This window comes from Neisseria flava (assembly GCF_982712965.1).
Genome location: NZ_CEXQBZ010000115.1, coordinates 36,189 through 57,238, shown reverse-complemented (window position 1 = coordinate 57,238; position 21,050 = coordinate 36,189). Strand labels below are relative to the sequence as shown.

At 49.5% G+C, this 21,050-nt stretch carries 24 protein-coding genes and 1 tRNA gene; 8 read left to right on the top strand and 17 right to left on the bottom strand.

Annotated elements, in window-relative coordinates; genetic code table 11:
* The first annotated feature begins 44 nt into the window (after positions 1-44).
* Positions 45-1,430 carry a putative phage abortive infection protein gene (locus tag AC5M9B_RS07460; RefSeq protein WP_487648456.1) on the top strand — a complete coding sequence of 462 codons (1,386 nt, stop codon included), beginning with the start codon at positions 45-47 and terminating at the stop codon, positions 1,428-1,430.
* Between the two features lie 156 nt (positions 1,431-1,586).
* Complete coding sequence (locus AC5M9B_RS07455) at positions 1,587-2,048, top strand: SRPBCC family protein (protein WP_487648455.1); 462 nt, start codon at positions 1,587-1,589, stop codon at positions 2,046-2,048.
* Between the two features lie 72 nt (positions 2,049-2,120).
* On the opposite strand, the gene fnr is transcribed toward AC5M9B_RS07455, so the two are convergent.
* Entirely contained in the window at positions 2,121-2,855 is a 735-nt protein-coding gene (gene fnr / locus AC5M9B_RS07450) for a fumarate/nitrate reduction transcriptional regulator Fnr (protein ID WP_209282834.1), read from the bottom strand.
* Between the two features lie 143 nt (positions 2,856-2,998).
* Between fnr and hemN the strand changes: the two genes are divergently transcribed.
* From hemN to AC5M9B_RS07420, 6 genes are all read left to right on the top strand, one after another.
* The gene (hemN, locus tag AC5M9B_RS07445) at positions 2,999-4,420 is read left to right on the top strand and encodes an oxygen-independent coproporphyrinogen III oxidase (protein ID WP_070440562.1); all 1,422 of its coding nucleotides are present in this window, start codon (positions 2,999-3,001) and stop codon (positions 4,418-4,420) included.
* 74 nt (positions 4,421-4,494) lie between these two features.
* Entirely contained in the window at positions 4,495-4,695 is a 201-nt protein-coding gene (locus AC5M9B_RS07440; RefSeq protein ID WP_016686986.1) for a hypothetical protein, read from the top strand.
* A gap of 227 nt (positions 4,696-4,922) precedes the next feature.
* Positions 4,923-5,660, top strand: coding sequence for a methionine ABC transporter ATP-binding protein (locus AC5M9B_RS07435; RefSeq protein WP_487648454.1), 738 nt, complete (start codon positions 4,923-4,925; stop codon positions 5,658-5,660).
* 1 nt (position 5,661) lies between these two features.
* Positions 5,662-6,348 (top strand): methionine ABC transporter permease, encoded by a 687-nt coding sequence (locus AC5M9B_RS07430; RefSeq protein WP_019270510.1) that lies wholly within the window; start codon positions 5,662-5,664, stop codon positions 6,346-6,348.
* Positions 6,349-6,486: 138 nt separating this feature from the next.
* Positions 6,487-7,563: a peptide chain release factor 1 gene (prfA, locus tag AC5M9B_RS07425; protein WP_070440566.1), complete on the top strand. Its 1,077-nt coding sequence runs from the start codon at positions 6,487-6,489 to the stop codon at positions 7,561-7,563.
* 245 nt (positions 7,564-7,808) lie between these two features.
* Positions 7,809-8,816: an FAD:protein FMN transferase gene (locus AC5M9B_RS07420; RefSeq protein WP_455007342.1), complete on the top strand. Its 1,008-nt coding sequence runs from the start codon at positions 7,809-7,811 to the stop codon at positions 8,814-8,816.
* A 119-nt stretch (positions 8,817-8,935) separates the two neighbouring features.
* Here the strand turns inward: AC5M9B_RS07420 and AC5M9B_RS07415 are convergent, their stop codons facing one another.
* The 16 genes from AC5M9B_RS07415 to hisH form a co-directional block, all read right to left on the bottom strand.
* The gene (locus tag AC5M9B_RS07415) at positions 8,936-10,273 is read right to left on the bottom strand and encodes a sodium-dependent transporter (protein WP_146736490.1); all 1,338 of its coding nucleotides are present in this window, start codon (positions 10,271-10,273) and stop codon (positions 8,936-8,938) included.
* 261 nt (positions 10,274-10,534) lie between these two features.
* Positions 10,535-10,610, bottom strand: a tRNA-Ile gene (locus AC5M9B_RS07410).
* A gap of 324 nt (positions 10,611-10,934) precedes the next feature.
* Positions 10,935-11,588 carry a cysteine hydrolase family protein gene (locus AC5M9B_RS07405; protein WP_019271425.1) on the bottom strand — a complete coding sequence of 218 codons (654 nt, stop codon included), beginning with the start codon at positions 11,586-11,588 and terminating at the stop codon, positions 10,935-10,937.
* Positions 11,589-12,099: 511 nt separating this feature from the next.
* On the bottom strand, positions 12,100-14,049 hold the full coding sequence (locus AC5M9B_RS07400; protein WP_455007340.1) for a Pycsar system effector family protein: 1,950 nt from the start codon (positions 14,047-14,049) through the stop codon (positions 12,100-12,102).
* A gap of 221 nt (positions 14,050-14,270) precedes the next feature.
* Positions 14,271-14,555, bottom strand: a complete 285-nt coding sequence (locus AC5M9B_RS07395) for a PepSY domain-containing protein (protein WP_019271427.1) — start codon at positions 14,553-14,555, stop codon at positions 14,271-14,273.
* A gap of 158 nt (positions 14,556-14,713) precedes the next feature.
* A complete protein-coding gene (gene tatC, locus AC5M9B_RS07390; protein WP_146736475.1) occupies positions 14,714-15,490 on the bottom strand; it encodes a twin-arginine translocase subunit TatC in 777 nt (258 codons plus the stop codon).
* 8 nt (positions 15,491-15,498) lie between these two features.
* Positions 15,499-16,173, bottom strand: coding sequence for a Sec-independent protein translocase protein TatB (gene tatB, locus AC5M9B_RS07385; RefSeq protein WP_209282842.1), 675 nt, complete (start codon positions 16,171-16,173; stop codon positions 15,499-15,501).
* Positions 16,174-16,176: 3 nt separating this feature from the next.
* Entirely contained in the window at positions 16,177-16,371 is a 195-nt protein-coding gene (gene tatA / locus AC5M9B_RS07380; RefSeq protein ID WP_003740881.1) for a Sec-independent protein translocase subunit TatA, read from the bottom strand.
* Between the two features lie 45 nt (positions 16,372-16,416).
* Positions 16,417-16,740 (bottom strand): histidine triad nucleotide-binding protein, encoded by a 324-nt coding sequence (locus AC5M9B_RS07375; protein ID WP_487648453.1) that lies wholly within the window; start codon positions 16,738-16,740, stop codon positions 16,417-16,419.
* A gap of 113 nt (positions 16,741-16,853) precedes the next feature.
* Positions 16,854-17,177 carry a phosphoribosyl-ATP diphosphatase gene (locus AC5M9B_RS07370; RefSeq protein ID WP_060975540.1) on the bottom strand — a complete coding sequence of 108 codons (324 nt, stop codon included), beginning with the start codon at positions 17,175-17,177 and terminating at the stop codon, positions 16,854-16,856.
* A 27-nt stretch (positions 17,178-17,204) separates the two neighbouring features.
* Complete coding sequence (locus tag AC5M9B_RS07365) at positions 17,205-17,333, bottom strand: hypothetical protein (protein ID WP_487648452.1); 129 nt, start codon at positions 17,331-17,333, stop codon at positions 17,205-17,207.
* On the bottom strand, positions 17,314-17,712 hold the full coding sequence (hisI, locus tag AC5M9B_RS07360) for a phosphoribosyl-AMP cyclohydrolase (RefSeq protein WP_070656749.1): 399 nt from the start codon (positions 17,710-17,712) through the stop codon (positions 17,314-17,316). The genes AC5M9B_RS07365 and hisI overlap by 20 nt, the downstream gene beginning before the upstream one ends.
* A gap of 99 nt (positions 17,713-17,811) precedes the next feature.
* Positions 17,812-18,579, bottom strand: a complete 768-nt coding sequence (hisF, locus tag AC5M9B_RS07355) for an imidazole glycerol phosphate synthase subunit HisF (protein ID WP_070656748.1) — start codon at positions 18,577-18,579, stop codon at positions 17,812-17,814.
* Between the two features lie 144 nt (positions 18,580-18,723).
* Positions 18,724-19,041 carry a multidrug transporter MatE gene (locus AC5M9B_RS07350; protein WP_209282844.1) on the bottom strand — a complete coding sequence of 106 codons (318 nt, stop codon included), beginning with the start codon at positions 19,039-19,041 and terminating at the stop codon, positions 18,724-18,726.
* 358 nt (positions 19,042-19,399) lie between these two features.
* The gene (hisA, locus tag AC5M9B_RS07345) at positions 19,400-20,137 is read right to left on the bottom strand and encodes a 1-(5-phosphoribosyl)-5-[(5-phosphoribosylamino)methylideneamino]imidazole-4-carboxamide isomerase (RefSeq protein ID WP_209282845.1); all 738 of its coding nucleotides are present in this window, start codon (positions 20,135-20,137) and stop codon (positions 19,400-19,402) included.
* Positions 20,138-20,298: 161 nt separating this feature from the next.
* On the bottom strand, positions 20,299-20,943 hold the full coding sequence (gene hisH / locus AC5M9B_RS07340; RefSeq protein WP_204828270.1) for an imidazole glycerol phosphate synthase subunit HisH: 645 nt from the start codon (positions 20,941-20,943) through the stop codon (positions 20,299-20,301).
* Positions 20,944-21,050 lie beyond the last annotated feature (107 nt).

The following is a 21,050-nucleotide window of genomic DNA, read 5'->3' as shown; positions in this document are numbered from 1 at the left end:
AATTTTTCAGACGACCTTTATGGGTATAAATAAAAGGAAAAACCATGAACAAAGGGAATAAACCCAATCACTTATTATGGATATTAGGCGGAGCTGCCGTCGCTGCATTTCTTATCGTTTTGGGATTGTATATCGCTTATTTTAAAAACTTATCCATAACCAACGACTCCGCCACATGGGGAACATTCGGCGACTATCTGGGCGGTACGCTGAACCCCATCATCAGCTTCCTAGCCCTTATCGGCTTGCTCTATACCATTCATCAGCAAGCGCAGGAAATGCAAGCAACGCGCGAAGAGTTAAAACAGGCGGCAGAACAGCAACGCCAACAGGTAGAACAACAAAGCCGCCAGTCAGAGATTTTTAATCTGCAACAATTTGAATCGTCATTTTTTTCTTTGCTGGAGCAGCACAATGAGGCTGTTGAAAAGATTGAAGTAGAAGCGACAAATGAAGAAATCTATTACGCTTACAATGATAAACTTGGAGGTATTATGGGATGTAAGCCATCAGAAGAACTAAGCAATAGCCATGCAATAAAATCCATTAACCAACATTACGAGCTCAAAAGCTATTTTAATCTTTTATTCCAAATTCTAAAGTTTATATCAATCAGCTTGTCTCACAATTCAAAAAACAGCGAATTAAACAATAGCGAAGATTCGAAAATTACCATCAAAGATTTTGACTCAGATAACAAAATATCCAAGAAAAAACTAAGCCAAGAATATATTACTCCTCGAGAAAGGATGTATAGCGACATACTCCGTTCTTTCATTCCAAATCACATTCTAAAATTACTGGCTTTAAACTGCCTAACGATTGATGAATTTTCACAAGATTATGAATTAGAAACTCTTTATAATTTTCAAGGTCTATTAAACCGATATGCACTGCTAGAACAATTACAATTATCCTGTACAAATCTCAAAAAAATAGATATTTCTTCTCTTATCAATGAAGATAATGCCATACATTTTCTTATTCTAACCAGCCATATAGATATAGCTTCCGCTTTTGGAAATAGCAACATACTTGCTAAATCAAAAGAATTTTTTAACTATAGATTTAATTATTGGCTAACAGTAAAAACAAAATCATTACACAACAAACAATATGAATTAAAAAACATCAAAAGAAAAATTATTAGATTAGAACCCATGCTATGCGAAGAATATGAAATGTTAGATATTTCTGAAAGAAAAGAACTGCTTATTTTACCTGAAGGGCAAAATTACTTCCGCCAACCGGACGATAATTTCAACGCATGGAAACAAGAGTATCTTGAGAAACTGAAAAATGAAAAAAAATATTATGAAGAAAAAATTAACGAAATTAATGCTGAGTTAAAACAAATAGAAGAAAACAAAAAAGCATGGTTAGAATTTCTGCAAATTGCAGACAATAGAGCAATCTATTCAATATCATAAATCTAATCAGCTCTATCTATAAGGTCGTCTGAAAATTTTCAGACGACCTTTATTCCATTATCAATACCAAACCACTCCGTTCAAAGTAATCATGAACTGATACCAACCGCACCACTCTTATCAATATCCCCATCTTTACCCACAACGGTCAATATCATGCAGACTTTTACCCGCAGCGTCTGGCTAGAGGCGCCGCTCGAACCGATATTCCGCTACTGCACTTCCCGACACGGATTTGCCTGTCAGTTTCCGTTTGACGTGCAATGGCTGTCGGAAAAGGAATACTGGGCGCGTGGAGATATTTTGGATTTCAGATACAGAGTATGCGGGATTTGGTTGCGGCATCGTGCCGAAATCATTTCGCTTGAACCGAACCAATCGTTTACCGACCTGATGTTGAACGGGATTTACCGCGCCTTCCGCCATACACATAAATTCAAATCTTCCGGAGGGCGTACCTGTGAGACGGATAAGGTGGAATTTACCTTCGGACTGGGAAAAATGATTGACCGGCTAATCGGATTACCAACTTTGCGTCGGACATTTGAAAAACGCCACCGTTTATTGAAAGAATGGGCTGCCCAATGGGCTGATTATGCTGAAGATGCTACAAGTTAAAGGCATGGAAAAAGTCGTCTGAAATTTTTTCAGACGACTTTGAGTTTTGTTTAAAAATAGTCTCGGTATCAATCAGATGGCGTGCGAACAGCCGGATACCATTTTTTTGAGGGTTTGCGAGTCGAGGATTTTGATGTGTTTGTGTTCGACCGAAATCAAGCCTTCGTGATGGAACTTAGACAGCGTGCGACTGACGGTTTCCAGTTTCAATCCCAAATAGCTGCCGATTTCTTCGCGCGACATCCGCAGGATGAAATCGTTGGCAGCAAATCCGCGCGAGTAAAGGCGTTGGGACAAGTTCAGCAAAAACGCCGCCAGACGTTCTTCGGCACGCATATTACCCAAAAGCAGCATCACGCCTTGGTCGCGCACTATTTCGCGGCTCATCAACCGGAAAAAATGGCTTCTCAGGCTGGGGATGTTGTGCCCCAGCTCTTCGATGTGGGTGAAGGGCAGCTCACACACTTCGCTGTCTTCCAAAGCCACCGCGTCGCAGCTGTGGATATGGGAACAAATGCCGTCCATGCCGATGAGTTCGCCGGACATAAAAAAGCCGGTAACCTGATCGCGGCCGTCCTGACTGGCAACCGTGGTTTTGAAAAAACCGGCACGGATGGCAAACAGCGACGCGAAAGGCTCACCGGTGCGGAACAGATATTCACCCTTCTTCAAGCGGCGGCTCTGTCGGATGACCGCGTCCAATTGTGCAAACTCATTGGGCAAAAGCCCGACAGGCAGGCAGAGTTCACGCAGCGAACAGGAAGAACACAGGGTTTTCATCTGATGCATAGCATTGTGTGTGGTCATAAAACACCCTTAAAATTAAGGTTTTTATCCTGTCATGATTACGTAAGTTATTGACACATATCAAGACAGGTTTATCATACTGTGGCATTCTACCAAACTATCCGAAAATTGCCTAACTTCATTACTCTAATCACGCACACGCCATGAAAGTAATACCAATACAAAATAATCACAATAGAAACGATGACAAGCCTGAGTTCGACCGCGAACTCATCGCCAGCCTTCCTTCCAGCGGTCCGCGCTACACTTCCTACCCCACAGCCGACCGTTTTCATGACGGATTTCGCGAAGCCGAATATATCAATGCCTTGAATCAGCGCGGTATGGGGGCTTTGAACAAGCCCCTTTCGCTTTATATCCACATCCCCTTCTGCAACACCATTTGTTACTACTGCGGCTGCAATAAAATCATCACCAAAGACAAAAGCCGCGCCGATGCCTACATCGAATACCTTGAAAAAGAAATGGAGCTGCTCGCCCCACATCTGGGCGGACGGCATCAGCTCGCGCAACTGCACTTCGGCGGCGGTACGCCGACTTTCTTGAGCGACGACCAAATCGAACGCGTATTCCGCATGATACGCAAACACTTCCAACTGATCCCTGGCGGCGAATACTCCATCGAAATCGACCCGCGCAAAGTCAGCCGCGAAACTGTCCTCATGCTCGGTAAGCTCGGCTTCAACCGCATGAGCGTCGGCATTCAGGACTTTGATCCCAAAGTGCAGGCAGCAGTCAACCGCATCCAAAGCTATGACGAAACCAAAGAAGTCATCGATGCTGCCCGTGAAGCCGGATTCAAATCCGTCAGCGTCGATTTGATTTACGGCCTGCCGCATCAAACCGCCGAAAGCATCAAAACCACCATCGACACTGTCTTGTCGCTCGATCCTGACCGCCTTGCCCTTTATCACTATGCCCATCTGCCGCATATCTTCAAGCCGCAACGCCGCATCGATACCGAAGCCGTTCCCGGCAGCGAAGAAAAACTCGATATGCTGCAATACTGCGTTCAAACCCTGACCGAACGCGGCTATGTCTTCATCGGTATGGACCACTTCGCCAAACCCGATGACGAACTTTCCATCGCCCTCAAAGAAGGCTTCCTCCAGCGCAACTTCCAAGGCTACTCGACCTACGCGGACTGCGATTTAGTTGCCATCGGCGTATCCTCCATCGGCAAAATCGGCAGCACCTACTCCCAAAACGAACGCGACATCGACGCCTACTATGCCGCGCTCGATGCCGGACACCTGCCCATCATGCGCGGCTACCAACTCAATCAGGACGACCTTTTGCGCCGCAATATCATCCAAGATTTGATGTGCCGTTTCTCCTTGGATTACCGAATCTACGAAAGCGTGTTCGGTATCCCGTTCGACCGCTATTTCAAAGACGAACTTGCCGACTTGGAACAACTTGCCTCCCTCGGACTCGTCCGCCTGAAACCGCACGGACTGACCGTTACCCCCAAAGGCCGCTTCCTGATACGCAATATCGCCATGGTGTTCGACTACCACCTGCGCCACAGGGAAACCAAAGCCCAATATTCGCAAACGGTGTAAATAGGAATAGTAAAGGTCGTCTGAAAATTTTCAGACGACCTTTGCTCTTTGTTTTACTTTGTTAAGAAACGCTAATGAACGAACAAACCAAACAGGCGACTCAAACCATAGGTCGTCTGAAACGAAAAGCCAGCGATGAAGAACGACTTCAAGGTTGGCGCGAAACCTGCGCCGAACAAGGGTTAAGCGGCGAATTTATCCTGACTGCGAAGCTCAACGGCGCGGCTTATACCGAGGAAGAAGCACGCATGGTGGCGGAGCTTTTCGGCAAATAAACTGACAATCTGTTACTTTAAAATTACAAATCATATCAAAACTTGACAAAGTTACCGATTTTGATTATAGTCATATCTGAGTTAACATTGCCGATTTGACACAGCTTGCGGGCATAAACAGCTAAAGCGTATTTTCATTTTCTGCTGTTTTTATTCCTTTCTTTATATCCAAGCCCGTTGTGTACAGCATCGGGCTTCTTTTTTTCCGGAAGTATCAGGAAGTATTTATGATTATTTTGGACAACGTTTCCAAACATTACCAAACGCGCGACAAAACCCGTTTTGCCGCCGTCGAGCCGACCAGCCTCGAAATCCAAGACGGCGAAATCTTCGGTCTGATGGGCTATTCCGGCGCGGGCAAATCCACCCTGTTGCGACTGATTAACCTGTTGGAACGTCCCGACAGCGGCAAGGTCAATGTGTGCGGACAAGAGCTGACCGCGCTTGATGCCGCCACATTGCGTCAGGCGAGGCAGAATATCGGCATGGTGTTTCAGCAGTTCAATCTTTTGAGCAACCGCACCGTTGCCGACAATGTTGCCTTTCCTTTGGAAATCGCCGGATGGCCGTCTGAAAAAATCAAAGAACGCGTTAAAGAATGCCTTGAAATCGTCGGCCTGACCGAACGCGCCGACCACTATCCCGCCCAGCTTTCCGGCGGTCAGAAACAACGCGTCGGCATCGCCCGCGCGCTCGCACCCAAACCCCAAGTCATCCTCGCCGACGAACCCACTTCCGCCCTCGACCCCGCCACCACGCGCAGCGTCTTGGAATGTTTGGAAGACATCAACAAACGCTTCAACGTTACCATCGTCATCGTAACCCACGAAATGAGCGTCATCCGCCGCCTGTGTGACCGCGCTGCCCTTTTGGATAAAGGAAAAGTGGTAGAAATCGTCGAAGTACGCGGCAACCAAATCCACGCCCAATCCGAAATCGGGCGCGAACTGATTCGGGAGGACTGATATGGCAGACTTAACATTCGAACAAGCCGTTTCCACCATCGTCGGCATGAAAGACGAAATCGTCCGCGCCTTAGGTGAAACCTTCGTCATGGTCGGGTTGTCCACCACGATTGCCGTCATCTTCGGCACACTCTTGGGTGTCTTGCTTTTCGTGACTTCCAACCGCCAGCTTCATTACAACAAGCCGGTGAATTTCCTGTTTGACAACTTGGTCAACCTGATGCGCGCCTTCCCCTTCGTCATCCTGATGATTGCCATGATACCCGCCACCCGCGCCATTGTCGGCAGCACCATTGGTCCGATTGCCGCCTCGCTGGTATTGAGCGTGTCCGGCCTGTTTTACTTCGCCCGACTGGTGGAACAAAACCTGCGCGAAGTCCCCAAAGGCGTGATTGAAGCCGCCACCGCCATGGGAGCATCGCCGCTTGCCATCGTCCGTAAAGTCCTCTTGAACGAAGCGCGCGCGGGCATGGTTTCCAGCATCACCGTCCTCGCCATCGGTCTGCTCTCATACAGCGCGGCGGCAGGCATGATAGGCGGCGGCGGCTTGGGCGACCTCGCCATCCGCTACGGCTACTACCGCTACCAAACCGAAGTCATCATCTTCATCGTCGCCATCCTCGTGCTGCTCGTTATCCTGATTCAAAGCATCGGCAACGCATTGGCGCGGAAATTGGACAAACGTTAAACCATCAAAAGGTCGTCTGAAAAGTTTTCAGACGACCTTTTCAGTCATATCCTTTTGAATTTCCAACCAAACCCATTATAATAACGCCTCCTCACGCCGTCGCGGACGACTCCCGACGGCATTTGTTATGGAAGAATTATGAAGCCGTCTATCTTAGAAAAACTACAACAACTCAGCGACCGACTGGAAGAAGTCACCCACCTTCTCGGACAGCCCGAAGCCACGTCCGATATGGACAACTACCGCAAGCTCACGCGCGAACACGCCGAATTGACGCCCGTGGTCGAAGTATTCCAAAACTATCAGCTGGCTCAAAGCGACTTGGCGGATGCCGAAGAAATGCTGTCCGACCCCGAAATGAAAGACTTTGCCGCCGAAGAAATCGAAGTGGCAAAAGCTAAAATCGACACGCTCGATACCGAACTGCAAAAACTGCTGCTACCCAAAGATGCCGACGACGACAAAAACATCTTCATCGAAGTGCGCGCCGGAACGGGCGGCGACGAAGCCGCGCTGTTTGCCGGCGATTTGCTGCGTATGTACAGCCGTTACGCCGAGCGCAACCGCTGGCAGGTTGAAATCGTCTCCGCCAACGAAAGCGAGTTGGGCGGTTATAAAGAAGTCATCGCCCGCATCGTCGGCTTGGGCGCGTACAGTCGTCTGAAATTTGAATCGGGCGGCCACCGCGTACAGCGCGTCCCTGCCACCGAAAGCCAAGGCCGTATCCATACTTCCGCCTGCACCGTCGCCGTCATGCCCGAAGCGGATGAACTGGAAGACATCGAGTTGAACCCCGCCGACCTGCGCATCGACACCTTCCGTGCATCCGGCGCGGGCGGTCAGCACATCAACAAAACCGACTCCGCCGTCCGCATCACCCACCTGCCCACCGGCATGGTGGTCGAATGCCAAGACGGCCGCAGCCAACACGCCAACAAAGCGCAGGCGATGAAAGTCCTCGCCGCCCGCTTGAACGACGCGCAAAAACGCGAAGCCCAAGCCAAAGAAGCCGCCGAACGCAAATCCCTTATCGGCAGCGGCGACCGCAGCGAGCGCATCCGCACCTACAACTACCCGCAAGGCCGCGTGACCGACCACCGCATCAACCTCACCCTGCACAAGCTGGATTTTGTGATGGACGGCGACTTGGAAGAAATCACCAACGCCCTGATTGCCGAGCATCAGGCAGAGCTTTTGGCGGCAATGGGCGATTGATGGGACGGTTGACGCTTGGTTTCAGAGTATAAAGGCAGGCTTGATGGCAAGAAAACAAGTTCTGCCAAAACGTAAATCAAGCCTCAGCCGTCACCCGCCGTCATTTTCATAATCATAAAAATCCTATGCGGAAATGACGGCGCTTCTAAAACACTTTCCCAACGCCTTCAAACGCAAACCCAGATAAGCCGACTTCCGCCCGTTCCTCCAACACTGCCCCTTTTTCAGACGACCCATCCCAACCCATGAACACCCCGCTCACCCGCCGCCGCTTTTTCGCCATCGCCGCCCTGACTGCCGCCGGAGCGACCGCGCCCTTTCTCCTAAACCGCAACCGCCCTACCCCGTTACCAACTACCGGCGAACCCGTTATCTGGAAAGGCATTGCGCTAGGTTCCGGCGCCGAGCTCCGCCTCTTCGGCGTTGACCGCAAAGAAGCCGAAATCCTTGTCAACAAAGTTCTCGCCGAAGTCGCTCGCCTCGAAAAAATCTTCAGCCTCTACCGCGAAGACAGCCTGATCAACCGACTGAACAAAGAAGGTCGTCTGAACAACCCGCCGCCCGATTTCCTCGCCCTGTTGAGCATCTGCCGCGACATCCATGCCCTGACAGACGGCGCGTTCGACCCCACCGTCCAAGTATTGTGGAACCTTTACGCAGACCATTTCCGCCGCAATCCGCGTGCCGAAACCCCGCCGTCCGAACCGGACATCCGGCGCACCCTCAAACTCGTCGGCTTCAAACACGTCGTCTTCGACCAAAAAGCCATCCTCTTCGAACAAAAAGGCATGGGCTTATCCCTCAACGGCATCGCCCAAGGCTACATCACCGACAAAATCACCGCCCTGCTGCAACAACACGGCATCCGCCAAGCCCTTGTCGATATGGGCGAAATCCGCGGCTTTGACACCGACAACCAACGCACATGGAACGTCGGCATCCGCAATCCCCAAAACGAAGAAGCCACCCTCCTGACCCTCCCTATGCAAAACCAAGCCTTCGCCACCTCAGGCGGCTACGGTACCGTAATGGACGAGGCCGGCAAGTTCACCCACCTCTTCGACCCGCGCACCGGCACTGCTACACCACGCTACCGCAGCGTCAGCGTCATGGCGCCGACCGCCGCCGTTGCCGATGCCTTCTCCACCGCATTCTCCATCATGGATGAAGCCGCCATCCGTACCGCCGCACGCGCCAAACAGGCAAAAGTCTGGCTGGTCATGCCCGACAACCGCATCGAAACCCTAGCCTGAACGTGGTATTTGGCAAAAAAGCAGTTTCTCCCGAATACAACAAAACTTAAAAGTAAAAAGGTCGTCTGAAAACCTCGAACCAAGATTTTCAGACGACCTTTGCCATTTCAGGACAGTTTTTAAATCAAGCCTAGAGAATTGATAAATACAACAACAATCGCCAAAGGTGCGACATAGCGCAACACCATCAGCCAAAGACGGATAATGGTTTGGGGAACGCTGCTGCCTGCTCCGGCATTCGCCAATACGGATTCCCTATTCTGAACCCACGCAGTAAACACGGCAACGCTCAATGCGCCAATCGGCATAATGACTGCCGAAATCAGGTAGTCCCACAAATCGAAAACGGTTTTTCCGAAGATTTTAAACTCACCCCAAACGCCGAAAGACAAGGCGGAGGGAATACCGACAATAAAAATTGCCGTACCAATCAACCAAGTATGGCGGCTGCGTTTACGCTCATCCTGACGAATCGTAGCGGCAATCACGGTTTCCAACATCGAAAAGGCCGAAGTCAGCGTCGCAAACACCACCAGCAGCATAAAGACGGCAAACAAAACTTGTCCCAACGGCATTTTCATGAATACGGCAGGCAAAACAACGAAAATCAAACCTGGTCCCTGGCTCGGTTCAAAACCGAAAGCAAATACCGCCGGGAAAATAACCAGCCCCGCCAGCAGAGAAACCAAAAGGTTCATCCACATAATGATATTGCCCGAACGGAACATATCTTGGTCTTTACCCAAATAAGATGCATAAGTGATCATCGCAGACACGCCGATACTTAACGCAAAAAATGCCTGCCCCAAAGCCGTAAGCATGGTTTGCGGCTTCAGATGCGACCAGTCGGGCTTCAGCAGGAAGGATACCCCTTCCATCGCCCCGGGCAGCGTCAGTGAACGGACGGCCAAAACAATAAACAGGATAAACAGGCCCGGCATCAGGTAACGGTTTGCTTTTTCAATCCCGTCGGATACACCGCCCTGAACTACCCAAATGGTAATCAGCATGAACAGCCCTTGATAAAACAACGACCCTGCAGCACTGGAAATGGTCGCACCGAATAATGCCTCAAAATCCGCACCGGCATGGATTTCTCCGGTAAAGCTATGGACGACGTAGTTCAACACCCAGCCGCCGACGACACTGTAAAAAGAAAGCAAGATAAAGCAGGCTGCTACCCCCATACGCCCCACCCAAGGCCATTGCGAACCGGGACGCAAGGTTTTGAAAGAATCGATGGCATTTTTACCGCCCGTCCTACCGATATAAAACTCGGCAAGCTGTACGGGTAATGCCACCAAAATCGTAAAAAGCAAAAACAGCAGGAAAAACACCGCCCCACCGTTTGTCCCCGCGGTGTACGGAAATTTCCAAATTGCGCCCAAGCCGATTGCCGAACCTGCCGCAGCTAGCACAAAACCAAGTTTGGACGACCAAGAAACCGAATGATTCATGATTATTGTATTAAGAAATGTGAAGAAACCGCATTGTAGCAAAGCGTAACCGCATATAGCACAGCCATAATGGCCTGCTTCAAAATTTCGCACATAAGGTGCGCTTAAAAAGACAATATTGAATAAAAAATCTGAGATTTTGTTTTTTGAATAAACATAAATACAAAAAATAGGTAATTTTGATATTTTATTTCAAACAAACACTACCATGATAAAAAGCACAAAAGAAAAAGCCTGGACATTTGTCCAGGCTTCGATATTTGGTGGGTCCGGTGGGTTTCGAACCCACGACCAAGGGATTATGAGTCCCCTGCTCTAACCCCTGAGCTACAGACCCTCAAGAGAAAGGGTATATTGTATCATAAAATATTACAGAGACAAGGACCGCTTGGCTTTTATAGTGGATTAAATTTAAATCAGGACAAGGCGACGAAGCCACAGACAGTACAAATAGTACGGCAAGGCGAGGCAACGCCGTACTGGTTTAAATTTAATCCACTATATCACCGTATATTTTATCCATAAGCACCTTGCCTCAAGTCGTCTGAAAACAAAAATTACACTTTCAGACGACCTTTTCTCATTCATACCATATAACCCAAAAAACAGGCCGCTAAAAGCGACCTGAAAAACTCTTGCAGCTGGGAGTGATAGCAAGAGGTTACGACACTTTAAACCAAGCTTCGTTAGCATAACGGAGCATTTGTTCGGGAATCTCTTCAGCGTTGCTGACAACAGAGATACCGGATTTACGCATTTTATAGACAGTCTGAATGGTGCTTTCAGGTGCATAACCGTGACAGGCGGCAAGATTGACGATAATGTGCAGGCTGTCGTTGTACCACAGTAATTGTTCGGCGGTACGGCTGATTGCTTCTTCCGTTGCCAAACCACCGATAATGACGGTATCGGCTTTTTGTGCATAAAGCCATTCAATCAAACCGGTACTGCGGGCTTCATTATCATCATGGAAGCATGCGCCAAAACCATTCTCCCCGCCCAATTCGATTACATGATCATAATCAGCAGATGCCGGCAAACCATCCAGCAAATTTGCACCACGGCAACCACCTGCACACTGGCTAAAATAGCCACTTTCCCGCGCAAACATAATTCCGTTGCGTTTAACGACTGCGGCGCAAATACTCTCCGGATCGATATTGACGTTCTCGACCAAAATACGCTTATCTGCGATAGCTGCCTGACGGTTTAATTCTTTAACCATATTTTCCGGCTGATGCAGGAAATGGTTGGCATTGGCTGCCATGCAGGTAAAGCGGAATTGGGGTTGAATATCGATAGCAACAGTCGTCATGATGTGACTCCACAAAAAACCAGATAAATCTGGAAATAGTTTCTTCGATAAATGGTTCTTATCAAAGATAATCGGTATATTTATGATGAACGGTATAATATCAGGATAATCGGCAAATCGCCAGGAATATTTAACAATTAGTAACAATTTATTCCGTATATATCTATTCCGTAGAATTCACTCTCAAAAATATCACAACAAATATCAACTCAATAAGCATAAATGTTTGAAATTTATTTTTGTTTTAATCCTCATTATTGTCTCCTCCTCAACTTTTACCTTAAATTTAATATTGACCCAAAAACAACAAAAAAGAAAAATGCGGTTATTTTTCTGACTTAAATCGAATTTTTCGACATGAATTAACGAAGCATCTTGCTAAAAATAATTAAAAAGCATAGGACAAACGGCAATCACTCCACCTCCAGCCAACATCCCAAAGCCACAAATATAAAAAGGTCGTCTGAAACCTTGAACCTCAGTTTCAGACGACCTTTGATCGGCTTTAAAACTACTGTTTGCCGAACTGGCTGTAATCCACCACCATGTATTTGGCGGTAATTTTCTGCGAAGCGTTGCCTTCGTCACCCATCACAATCATCTGCGGCTTGCCGTTGACCGTAATCGAATCGACGGCTTCGACGTTGGTGATGTGTTGCAGGTTGGGCAGGGAGATTTTTTGCGGTTCGTCGGTCGGGTTGCCGCTCCAAGTCCACAGTTGCGAGAATTTCTGACCGTTTTCATCCTTCACTTCGTTGGCGATGACGTAGTTTTTCAACACCGGGTCGTAGTTGATAGAACGGATACCGCCGCCGTCGATGTCAAGGATGGCAACTTCGTCAAACTCAGGCTTGGCGTTGCGCTCGAACACGTCTTTCGGGTTGCTGATGAATGCCACCAGTGCCATATTGTTGAACTCAGGATCGCGGAAGCCCAAGACAAGGCGTTTCTTCACAGGGTCAAACGCCATACCTTCGATATTGATTTCTTCAAAGGAAACTTCGGCTTTGGTGCGTTCGCGGATGAGGTCGTGCAATTTGTGGTCGGTTTCCAAAACCTGCGTCAGATTGTCGTAGCTGGTCAGGCCCAACACATTGCCGTCTTGGATTTTAAAGCGCATCAGGTGTTCGCGGTCGGGCGAGCGGTTGCCTTTACGGGTGCGCGAGTGCGAAGTGAGCGCGTAGATAAAGCCTTCATCGTCGCGCGCCAAGGCCTCCAAATCACTCAAACGGCGTTTGAAGCCGGTAATCACGCGCGTATCCAACGCTTCGTCTTCTATAAACCTGCCTGTTTTATCGATGCTGACAATACTGAAAGCGTGGTTCGGTTCGTCTTCGGCAATCAGCAGTTTGCCGTCGGGAAGCTGTTGTACGGCGGAAGGCTCGTACACGCCGTTGAACATATTAATCCCCAAGGCGCGCAGTTCGGCCGCATTGCTGGCAGGTTTAGTCAAAAGGGAAGGTAGTGTCTTCACGCCGATAAACGCCGCCAGCGAAGCCAAAAGCCCCCAGCGGAATACGGCATAAGACAAGTTGATGTATTTGAACTGTTTGTCCGCCAGCAAGCCCAGCCAGTACAGATGATCGCTCATCTTTTGATAGACTTGTTTGCGGTCGCTCATAATCTCTTGCATCATTTCCCAATATTGCTCTTTTTGCACCTTTACACGGTCTTCGTAAATCAAAATATTGGGCTGGCTGCCGCTGAAAAAGCGCGTTTGGGTGCTGCTGAGGCGGGTTTTCAAATCACGCAGTTTGGCGCGCCCGCGGAAAAAATCCTTAACCCAAGTACGCGCAGCCTGCATTTTGCCGATACGTTCGGGCGAAGCGGACAGAAGCGCGAACACGATGGACGCAGCGGCAGTAATCATAAACGTACTCGCCGGAATCAGAAATTCGGGCGACGATGAGAAAATAAACGCGCCCGAAATCATCAGCGCAGACACGATGAAACCATTCAGCGAAATCATAATGTTCGCCTTGGTCGCTGCCAGTGCAAGCAGCTCCATCTCCGAACGCACGGCATTACGGAACATGGTTTCCACGCCTTTGTTCGTACCCAAAAGATCGGAAGGCGGCAAAGCAGCGGATTGGTTTTTCTTCTTCGCCTTGTCTTTTTTGTCTTTCTTTTTCTTTTTGGGCTTTTCAGACGACGTCTCAACGCCTTCAAAGATGATGTTATCCGTCACGGCCTCTTCGGCATTGTCGCCTTGTTGATGGTCTGCCGTTTCAGACTCCGAAGCTTCTTCAACTTTTAAAGTTTCTTCAGCTTTCACGGCTTCTTCAATGTTTACAGCTTCTTCAGTTTTTAAGGTTTCTTTAGCTTTATCAAACGCTTCTTCTGAGTCTTCCCAAACTTCGGAAACAGGCTGCGGCGCATCGGGGTCGGGGCGCTCGAAAGGTTTCTCCCAGTCGGAAACCTGCGGCTCTTGTCCTTTTTTATTTTTATCGTGGAAATCCATGTTTATACTCCGTTTGAGTGAATCAATTGAATGGAAAGGAAAAGCGTTTTTTAGTTCCTCTTATTCGGGGAATTTACACAACGTCATACATTATTGATAAGAACATTACATTTCTTAGAATAATCATGGTTATGATGATGAAGTCGGCAATTCGAGCTCATTCCTTCAACAAAAACTGCCGCCAAACGGGCAGTTTGCGGCAGTCTTGAACGCATCGTTTCTTAGTAGTCGATACGCTCTTTGATGATTCTCAAGTCGGGGTAAGACAATTTAATGTCGTATTCGCGTCCGCCTTTGTAGGCTTCTACGTCCAATACAGGTCTGCCGCGATAGTCGTCGGCGTCGATGTCGTGAACGCGATAGCCGCGTTGCTCCAGCATTCTGATGGCTTTGGCACGGTTTTGTTCAAAATTTCTGTCGCTGTAAATTTGGTGTTCGATGTAATCGTTGGCACCTGCGACAGCAGCGGATAAAGCGACGATGGCGGTCAATAATAATTTTTTCATGTTCGACTTCCTTTCGAAATGTGTCATTGGGGTTTTGATGGGTGTATTTAAACACGGCAAAATTAGCAGTCATTTAGCACTTCGTTAAACGTAGTAAAGGTCGTCTGAAACGGTTCAGACGACCTTTTAACATTTACGCTCTCCATTACAGGCTGTATTTAAGTTTCTGCGGGCGGAAGGGGCGGGTGTTCGTCGGTTTTGTCCGATTTGGATTTGATAAAGCGGCTGCACCAGATACCTGCTTCGTAAAGCAAGATAAGCGGGACGGCAAGCAGAGTTTGGGAAATCACGTCCGGCGGGGTAATGATGGCGGCAACGACGAATGCGCCGACAATGACGTAGGGGCGTGCGTTTTTTAGTTGTTGGGTGGTTACGATGCCGATTTTGGCGAGCAGGACGACGACGACGGGGACTTCGAAAGTCGTGCCGAATGCGACGAACATGCCCAAAATAAAAGACAAATATTTGTCGATGTCGGTCGCCATGTTGACACCGACGGGGGTGATACCTGCGAGGAATTTAAAGATGACGGGGAAAACGAGGTAGTAGGCAAACGCCATGCCGATAAAAAACAGGCTGACGCTGGATAGCACAAGCGGGGTAATCAGACGTTTTTCGTTTTGGTAGAGGGCGGGCGCGACGAATGCCCAGATTTGGTAGAGCGTGTGCGGCAGGGAAACGAGGAATGCCGCCATCAGCGTCACTTTCACCGGCACGAAAAACGGCGCGATGACGTCGGTGGCAATCATGCTGGTGTCTTTGGGCAAGTTCGCCATCAATGGTTCGGCAACAAAGGTGTAAAGCTGCTGGGCAAACGGCATCATGCCGAGAAAGCAGACGACGATGCCGATGACAATCCACATCAGGCGGCGGCGCAGCTCGATAAGGTGTTCGATAAGAGGTTGGACGGGTTGTTCGTTTTGAGGTTCGGACACCGGTTTACTCACTTTTTACGGACGCGAAGTTTGGGTTTGGCATGAAATTTCGGGCGCAGGTCGCGCTTGCGGTTCATCGCTTGTTTTTTGAGGGAAGTGATATGCAGCACGGGCGCGTCTGCGGAAGTGTCGATATAGCTGACTTCTACGGCATTGGATACCGGAGCGGAGCCGCCGGTCAGGTATTCGCGCCATGCGCGGTCTTGTTCGGATTCCGCAGGCGTGTCGGTTTCGACGGCATTCGTCGGATTGCCTGCTTGCTCCGTAGCGTTTTCAGACGACGTGGAAATAGACGGGTCGTCTGAAACTTCCGCGCTTAATGAAGGAAGCGGGTTGCCGTGTTCATCCAAACCGAAATCGGCAGGCGTGCGTTGCGCCGGCAGGCGTTCCCACGGTTTGAGTCCGTCGGAAATGTCGTGCAGGTTGTCCTGCATATCCGTACCGGTTTCTTTGAGGCTGTCGCGTACTTGTGCGGCGGCGGCTTCAAATTCCTGTTTGGCTTTGCGCAGCTCTTCCAATTCGACTTGGGTATTGAATTCCTGCTTGACGCTGCTGACGAGGCGTTGCAGCTTGCCGATGAGCCGTCCGGCAGTGCGGGCGGCTTCAGGCAGACGCTCGGGGCCAAGTACAATCAGGGCGACGATGCCGACTAAAAGCAGCTCGCCCAAACCGAAATCAAACATAGATTATGCTTTGTCTTCGTCTTTTTTGTGTTCGATGACTTCGTCTTTTTTGGCGTCAGTACCTTCGTTCAGACCTTGTTTGAAGTCATGCACGGCACCGCCGAGGTCTTTGCCGACGTTGCGCAGTTTTTTGGTACCGAAAACCAAAACGACGATGATTAATACGATAATCCAGTGCCACAGAGAGAAGCTACCCATAATAAATCCTTGATATAGTTGAAAATGGATGGTGGGAATGTTGGTTTATGCAGGCGTACCCATGATGTGGATATGCAGGTGGAACACTTCCTGTCCGCCGCCTTTGCCTGTGTTGATAAGGGTTTTGAAGCCGTCAGTCAAACCTGCCGCTTCAGCGATTTGAGGGACTTTCAACATCATTTTGCCCAAGAGGGTTTGATGTTCGGGCGCGACGTGTGCCAGCGAGTCGAAATGGACTTTCGGAATCAGCAGCAGATGAACCGGCGCAGCGGGACGGATGTCTTTGAAGCACAACATCTCGTCGTCTTCGTACACGGTTTGCGCCGGAATGTCTTTGGCGGCGATTTTACAGAAAATACAGTTGTCCATAATGGCTCCGAGGTCGTCTGAAAACGAGCGCAGCGCGTTTCGCTAAAACGAATGAAGCGCGTTTCGTCAAACAGACGGCAGAAAAACGAATAAGGTCGGATTGTAATATAAATTCAAGACTCTTTGCGAGAGGCTTTTTCCGCCAAGCCCGATAAACCTTGACGGCGCGCAAGCTCGTTGACGACATCTTCGGCACGCAAACCGTGGTGCGCCAAGAGAACCATGGTGTGAAACCATAAGTCGGCAACTTCGTAAACGAGGTGTTCGCCGCCGCCGTCTTTCGACGCCATCAGGACTTCGCCCGCTTCTTCGATGACTTTTTTGAGGATTTTGTCTTCGCCTTTGTGCAGAAGCTGGGCAACGTAGGAAGCTTCGGGATCACCGCCTTTGCGGGAGTCGATGGTATTTTGGATTTGGGTGAGGATGGTGTCGGTCATGGGATTTTCGGCTTTGAAGGATAAGGATTATTCGGATAAGGCATAGGTTTGCCGGATTTCGGGCGATTGTTCTGACAACAAACAATCATCAACCCGATTTTTAGCGAAACTCGCTTCGCTCGTTTTCAGACGACCTCTAAGGATGCGTATGCCCATAAATGGCTTCTTCGTCTTTCAACACGGCATCAACCGTCTGCCATTCGCCGTCTTTCCAAACTTTGTAGAAACAGCTTTCTCGTCCCGTATGGCAAGCGATGCCGCCGTTTTGGTCTATCAGCATCACGATGGCGTCGCCGTCGCAGTCAAGGCGCAATTCGTACACCTTTTGCGTGTGTCCCGACTCTTCGCCTTTCATCCATTGTTTTTGGCGCGAACGGCTGTAATAGTGGGCAAAACCGGTTTCTACGGTTTTTTGCAGCGCCTCGGCGTTCATCCATGCGACCATCAATACTCGGCGGGTCTGCCTATCTTGGGCAATGGCGCAGATCAAGCCTTTTTCATCGAATTTGACGGCGTTGAGCAGGCTGTTATCCATATTCGGCATCCTTATTTGTTTTGGCGAAACTCGCTTCACTCGTTTTAGCGAAACTTGCTCCACTCGTTTTCAGACGACCTTGAGTCAATCAAGTTCAACTTACAGACGCACTTCGATTCCGGCTTCGCGCATGGCGAGCTTCGCATCACGGATACTGACTTCGCCGAAGTGGAAAATACTGGCGGCAAGCACGGCATCGGCTTTGCCTTCTTTGATGCCGTCAATCAGATGCTGAACATTGCCGACGCCGCCGGAAGCGATGACGGGAATATCGACCGCTTCGCTGACGGCGCGGGTCAGCGGCAGGTTGAAGCCTCGTTTCGTGCCGTCTCTGTCCATGCTGGTGAGCAGGATTTCGCCCGCGCCGCGACGTTGCATTTCAACCGCCCATTCGACTGCGTCCAAGCCCGTCGGTGTGCGCCCGCCGTGGGTGAAGATTTCCCAGCGGGTGTTTTCGGGATTGACGGCTTTGGCATCGACGGCGACGACGATGGCTTGCGAGCCGAAAAATCCGGCGGCTTCGTTGACTAAATCGGGATTGGTGACGGCGGCGGTATTGATGCTGGCTTTGTCCGCACCGGCATTGAGCAAGCGGCGGATGTCGGCTACAGTGCGTACACCGCCGCCGACGGTCAGCGGAATGAAAACCTGTGAGGCAACGTCTTCGATGACGTGCAAAATGGTGTCGCGGTTGTCGGAGGAGGCTGTGATGTCGAGGAAGGTCAGCTCGTCTGCACCTTCGTCGTTGTAGCGTTTGGCGACATCGACAGGATTGCCCGCATCGCGCAAACCAAGGAAGTTTACGCCTTTGACGACGCGGCCGTCTTTAACGTCGAGACAGGGGATGATGCGTTTTGCCAGTGCCATTTTGAATGCCTTTCCAAACCTAGGAATGAGGTCGTCTGAAAGTGAGCGAAGCGGGTTTCGCTAAAACCTATACAACGGATTTCACCCAAACGGATAATCCGTTTCAGACGACCTTTTAAATCGTTGATACCGGCAAGGCAGGTGTTACGCCAGCCAGTTGTGAACCCATTTGGGCAGGTGTTGGAGCAGTTGGAAATAGCCGACGCCCGCAATGGCGGCGAATACGCAGGAAGTCATAAAGTTGCCGCTGAAGCGTCCGACGATATAAAACACTGCGCTGGCAAATGCCCACAATGCGCCGTTAAACACCATCCAATAGGTGTCGATCATCGGCAAATCGAACGCGGAAAGCTGGCGTACGAGGATGGCGATGATGGTAAATCCCAAACCTTCGCTGACGGCGCGCACGTTGCGACCGGACGACCAGATAATCCAAAAGCCCAAAATAAATGCTTCAAACATGAAATACCCCTTAAAAAAGTAAATAAAACAATTAAGTGTGAGATGGTGAGTCCCAAGCAATATTCGGCGGTCAGCCGCCTTTTATTGTGAAGAAAAAATGGACGAACCCGTCTTTTGCCCAGTCTATACAGATAGGGCAACAATGAAAGCAAACGGGTTCAACCGATTATTTTGTATCTTCGCCCCGCTATCTTGTTTTAAAACAGCGGGACAAGTGAGTAAGAAAACGTTTGGTCATTTCAGACGACCTTGATGGTTGTTTTAAATAAGGTCGTCTGAAAACGAACGCAGTGAGTTTCGCTAAAATGAGTGTAAAGAATTTCGCCAAAACGAGCGCAGCGAGTTTCGCTACACCAACTTACGCCAGCGAATCCGCCAACTGCTGCGCTTGGGCAAAATCAATACTGCCCTCGTAAATCGCGCGACCGGTAATCGCACCCGCCACGCCGTGTTTCTCAACGGCACACAAGGCGCGGATGTCATCCAAATTGGTCAACCCGCCCGACGCGATAACCGGAATGGCGACGGTTTGCGCCAATTTGACGGTTGCGTCGATGTTCACGCCGCTCATCATGCCGTCTCGGCCAATGTCGGTGTAGATGATGCTGTTGACGCCATCGTCCTCAAAACGTTTTGCCAAATCAATCACATGATGCTCGGTTACCGTCGCCCAGCCGTCTATCGCCACCATGCCGTCTTTGGCATCCAGTCCGACGATAATCTGCCCGGGAAACGATTTGCACGCCTCGCGCACGAAGTCGGGATTTTTCACCGCCGCCGTACCGATAATGACGTCGTTCAGTCCCAAATCTAAATATTTTTCAATGGTTTCCAAGTCGCGTATCCCGCCGCCCAGTTGCACGGGAATGTCTTTGGCAACGGCAGCGAGGATGTCCTTGATAGCGGGAAAGTTTTGCGGAACGCCGGCAAATGCGCCGTTTAAGTCCACCAAATGCAAACGGCGCGCGCCTTGCTTGAACCAATGCAGCGCAGTTTCGGCGGGCGAATCGGAAAACACCGTCGCCTGCTCCATCAAACCTTGTTTCAGGCGCACGCAGCGGCCTTCTTTTAAATCGATTGCGGGAATCAGCAGCATGGGAGTCCTATCCTTATGCGGGGTGTATTTTACACAAATTATCGAGTTTTAGCATATTTGAATAATTTAAGTTGGCAGTAATGCGTAATCCTAATCAAAATCGCTTGAAAATTCTTTTCAGACGACCTGATTAATTCCTAGAAATCAAAGGGTAAGCCTTTTCAAACTGCCCAGTCCAAGAAATTGCGTAACAGCAACAATCCTGCGTCGTGGCTTTTTTCAGTATGGAACTGGGTGGCGAACACATTGTCTTTGCCGACGATACAGGCAAATTCGTTAGGATATTCGCTGGTAGCAAGGACGGTTTCGGGGTCTTCGGGAGCGAAGTAGTAGCTGTGTACAAAGTAAAAGCGCGTTTCTTGACCGATGTCTTTAAACAGCGGGTGCGGGCGGGCTTGGCGTACTGTGTTCCAGCCCATGTGCGGCACTTTCAGACGACCTCCATTTGCATCGGTCTGATTAGCGGGGAAACGTTTGACCCTGCCTTTAAACCAGCCCAGTCCGTCAGTATCGCCTTCTTCGCTGTGTTCAAACAATAATTGCGCGCCGACGCAGATGCCGAAAAACGGTTTGTTTTTCAAGCCGTCTTCCACTGCTTCACCCAAACCGCTTTGCCGCAATGCAGCCATACAGTCGGGCATCGCGCCCTGACCGGGGAAAATGATTTTGTCGGCAGCAAGGATGTCTTCAGGACGGGCGGTCAGGTAAATTTCGGCGACTTTGCCGGACAAGGCTTGCGCGGCTTGTACTGATTTGAGGACGGAATGCAGGTTGCCCATGCCGTAATCGACAATAGCGGTTTTCATGTTTTCTCCTTGGTTTGCAGCTTGTGCTTATCGGTATGGTTATGAATATTGTAACAAAACATCGTACCGGAAGGACAAAAGAAAAAGGTCGTCTGAACATTTTTCAG

Excerpts from the sequence above, each read along its gene's own strand:
- AC5M9B_RS07460 (WP_487648456.1), top strand. The coding sequence starts at position 45 with ATGAACAAAGGGAATAAACCCAATCACTTATTATGGATATTAGGCGGA.
- AC5M9B_RS07455 (WP_487648455.1), top strand. The coding sequence starts at position 1,587 with ATGCAGACTTTTACCCGCAGCGTCTGGCTAGAGGCGCCGCTCGAACCG.
- fnr (WP_209282834.1), bottom strand. The coding sequence starts at position 2,855 with ATGACCACACACAATGCTATGCATCAGATGAAAACCCTGTGTTCTTCC.
- hemN (WP_070440562.1), top strand. The coding sequence starts at position 2,999 with ATGAAAGTAATACCAATACAAAATAATCACAATAGAAACGATGACAAG.
- AC5M9B_RS07440 (WP_016686986.1), top strand. The coding sequence starts at position 4,495 with ATGAACGAACAAACCAAACAGGCGACTCAAACCATAGGTCGTCTGAAA.
- AC5M9B_RS07435 (WP_487648454.1), top strand. The coding sequence starts at position 4,923 with ATGATTATTTTGGACAACGTTTCCAAACATTACCAAACGCGCGACAAA.
- AC5M9B_RS07430 (WP_019270510.1), top strand. The coding sequence starts at position 5,662 with ATGGCAGACTTAACATTCGAACAAGCCGTTTCCACCATCGTCGGCATG.
- prfA (WP_070440566.1), top strand. The coding sequence starts at position 6,487 with ATGAAGCCGTCTATCTTAGAAAAACTACAACAACTCAGCGACCGACTG.
- AC5M9B_RS07420 (WP_455007342.1), top strand. The coding sequence starts at position 7,809 with ATGAACACCCCGCTCACCCGCCGCCGCTTTTTCGCCATCGCCGCCCTG.
- AC5M9B_RS07415 (WP_146736490.1), bottom strand. The coding sequence starts at position 10,273 with ATGAATCATTCGGTTTCTTGGTCGTCCAAACTTGGTTTTGTGCTAGCT.
- AC5M9B_RS07405 (WP_019271425.1), bottom strand. The coding sequence starts at position 11,588 with ATGACGACTGTTGCTATCGATATTCAACCCCAATTCCGCTTTACCTGC.
- AC5M9B_RS07400 (WP_455007340.1), bottom strand. The coding sequence starts at position 14,049 with ATGGATTTCCACGATAAAAATAAAAAAGGACAAGAGCCGCAGGTTTCC.
- AC5M9B_RS07395 (WP_019271427.1), bottom strand. The coding sequence starts at position 14,555 with ATGAAAAAATTATTATTGACCGCCATCGTCGCTTTATCCGCTGCTGTC.
- tatB (WP_209282842.1), bottom strand. The coding sequence starts at position 16,173 with ATGTTTGATTTCGGTTTGGGCGAGCTGCTTTTAGTCGGCATCGTCGCC.
- tatA (WP_003740881.1), bottom strand. The coding sequence starts at position 16,371 with ATGGGTAGCTTCTCTCTGTGGCACTGGATTATCGTATTAATCATCGTC.
- AC5M9B_RS07375 (WP_487648453.1), bottom strand. The coding sequence starts at position 16,740 with ATGGACAACTGTATTTTCTGTAAAATCGCCGCCAAAGACATTCCGGCG.
- AC5M9B_RS07370 (WP_060975540.1), bottom strand. The coding sequence starts at position 17,177 with ATGACCGACACCATCCTCACCCAAATCCAAAATACCATCGACTCCCGC.
- AC5M9B_RS07365 (WP_487648452.1), bottom strand. The coding sequence starts at position 17,333 with ATGGGCATACGCATCCTTAGAGGTCGTCTGAAAACGAGCGAAGCGAGT.
- hisI (WP_070656749.1), bottom strand. The coding sequence starts at position 17,712 with ATGGATAACAGCCTGCTCAACGCCGTCAAATTCGATGAAAAAGGCTTG.
- hisF (WP_070656748.1), bottom strand. The coding sequence starts at position 18,579 with ATGGCACTGGCAAAACGCATCATCCCCTGTCTCGACGTTAAAGACGGC.
- AC5M9B_RS07350 (WP_209282844.1), bottom strand. The coding sequence starts at position 19,041 with ATGTTTGAAGCATTTATTTTGGGCTTTTGGATTATCTGGTCGTCCGGT.
- hisA (WP_209282845.1), bottom strand. The coding sequence starts at position 20,137 with ATGCTGCTGATTCCCGCAATCGATTTAAAAGAAGGCCGCTGCGTGCGC.
- hisH (WP_204828270.1), bottom strand. The coding sequence starts at position 20,943 with ATGAAAACCGCTATTGTCGATTACGGCATGGGCAACCTGCATTCCGTC.